The sequence below is a fragment of the Agromyces sp. P1_H4 genome (assembly GCF_056405255.1).
In genome coordinates, this window is the sequence record NZ_JBFUCL010000459.1 from 1 (window position 1) to 2,261 (window position 2,261).

The 2,261-nt window shown below is 72.0% G+C and carries 3 protein-coding genes; all 3 read right to left on the reverse strand.

Annotation, left to right across the window (positions count from 1 at the left end; genetic code table 11):
- On the reverse strand, positions 1-322 hold a 322-nt coding region (locus AC1DY2_RS18840; protein ID WP_476763802.1), incomplete at its 3' end, for an MOSC domain-containing protein.
- Positions 323-357: 35 nt separating this feature from the next.
- Complete coding sequence (locus AC1DY2_RS18845) at positions 358-753, reverse strand: cupin domain-containing protein (RefSeq protein WP_476763803.1); 396 nt, start codon at positions 751-753, stop codon at positions 358-360.
- A complete protein-coding gene (locus AC1DY2_RS18850; RefSeq protein ID WP_476763804.1) occupies positions 750-2,198 on the reverse strand; it encodes an NAD(P)/FAD-dependent oxidoreductase in 1,449 nt (482 codons plus the stop codon). The genes AC1DY2_RS18845 and AC1DY2_RS18850 overlap by 4 nt, the downstream gene beginning before the upstream one ends.
- Positions 2,199-2,261: the final 63 nt, after the last annotated feature.

Below are 2,261 nucleotides of genomic sequence, written 5' to 3' on the forward strand. Positions count from 1 at the left end.
TCCGCGTGCCGAGCGGGAGGGCCAGCAGGTCGAGGCCCTGAGTGGTGACGTTCTCGCCGAGCTCGCCGGGCGCGACCTCGTGCCCCTCGACCGCGAGCTCGTCGAACAGCTCCCGCTGCAGCAGGTGGACCTGGCGCACGTTGACCTCCGTCCACGTGCCGCGGAACCGCGAGCGGCGGCGAACGGTCGCCCCGGCATGGGCGTCGCCCTCGATGCCGTGGCCCGCGATGAGCTCGATCTCCGCTCGCACCGGCTTCGAGAAGCGGTGGCCGTCGTCGCGCGCGACGGCCGTCACGGCGGCCGAGGGTGCGGTGGCGTTCACCGGTCCAGTCTGCCGGATGCCACCGACGCGCTCGCCTACGGCGAGACGTACACCTTGCGGAGCGTCTGCCGCACCGTCCAGATCGTGCGCATGCCCGATTCGAGTCGCACGACCGATCCGRGGGCGAGCACGATCGGCGAGGCGTGCGGATGCTCGAACTCCACGGTCGCGGCGCCGGCGAGCACGACGAAGACCTCGTCGGCCTCCACGTCGCGCATCGCTCCGACCGTCATCTCCCACACGCCCACCGTTCGCTCACCGTCGTCGTCGAGCACGAGGTGGCCGGTGGTCGGGCTGCCGGCGATGACCTGCTCGGTCTCGACCGGCAGGTGCTCGAGGGTGACGGATGCGGCATCCGCGATGGTGCCCGGATCGAGCCGAGGACCCGGCGCCGCGCCCGACGCCCCCGAAATCCCCGTCTCGGGGCTCATGAGTCGAACCCCAGGCCGAGTGCGTCGAGCGTCTTGAGCAGCACGTTGCGCTTCCCCTCGGTGTGATCGGCGCGGTCGAGTGACCAGCGCGTGGCGTTGATGCCGATGGCGGCCACGGGCTCGGGAGGGAACGGCAACGGCCGCTCGCGCACCATCCGCAGCCGGGTGCGCTCGTTGTCGCGCTGCTCGAGCCGGTCGAGCATGACCTCGGCGGCGAACCTCGTGGCGGCGACCCCGAGCCCGGTGAACCCGGCCGCGTACGCGATGCGGTCGTCGCGGGCCGTGCCGAAGAACGCGCAGAACCGGGTGCTCGTGTCGATGGCGCCCGCCCACTGGTGGCTGAACCGCAGGCCCTCGAGCTGCGGGAAGGTCGTGAAGAAGTGCGCGGCGAGCCGCTCGTACGACTCGGGCCGGTGCTCGTACTGCTCGCGCACCCGGCGGCCATAGTGGTACACCGCGTCGTACCCGCCGAAGAGCACGCGGTTGTCGCGCGAGAGCCGGTAGTAGTGGAACTGGTTCGCGAGGTCGCCGAGTCCCTGGCGATGAGACCAGCCGATCGACGCGAGCTGCTCGGCGGTCAGTGGCTCGGTCATGAGCGCGTAGTCGTACACGGGCACCGTCATGAGCCGGTTGCGCTTGAGCAGGCTCGGGAACACGTTCGTGGCGAGCACGGCCCGCTGCGCCACGACCCAGCCGCGGTCGGTGACGAGGGTGACGGCGCCCGTCGACCCCGGGGTGTCGATGCGGCGCACGGGGGAGTGCTCGAAGATCTCCACGCCGAGCTCCTCGGCCACGCGGGCGAGCTCGGCCGCGAGCTTCGCCGGGTGCAGGATCGCGCTGCCGCGGGTGTCCCACGCGGCCGCGAGGTAGGTGGGCGAGTCGACCTCGGCGCGTACGGCGGCCTCGTCGAGGAAGCGCACGCTCTCGTCGCCACGAGCGGATGACGCGGCGGCCTCCTCGCGCAGCCACTCCACCTGGTGCGGCTCGACCGCGAGCGACAGGGCGCCGTTCCGCTCGAACTCGAAGTCCATGCCGAACTCGGACTCGGCGGCCTCGATGGCGTCGAGGTTCTCGAGGCCCAGGCGTTCGAGGGTGGGCATCTCCTCGGGCCACCGCGACATCCCGTTCTCGCGGCCGTGGGTGAGGCTCGCCTCGCAGAAGCCGCCGTTGCGACCGGACGCCGCCCAGCCGATCGACTTCGCCTCGAGCAGCACGACGCGCGCCTCGGGGTTGCGTCGCTTCGCGAGCACCGCCGTCCAGAGCCCGGTGTAGCCACCGCCGACGATCGCGAGCGTCGCGACGCGCTCGCCGCTCAACCTGGGTCGTGGTCGCTTCGCGTCGTCGCTGAGGTCGTCGAGCCAGAACACGCGCTGCTGCGTCTCGGCGAGCGAGTGCTCGACGACGGATGCCGGCGGCCGGCGGCGTTCGAATACGGTCGTTCCCACGGCGATCACTCCAAGGCGGTCGGGGTTCCATCCTCCCGCGCGGCGCCCGGGGACCGCCAGCAC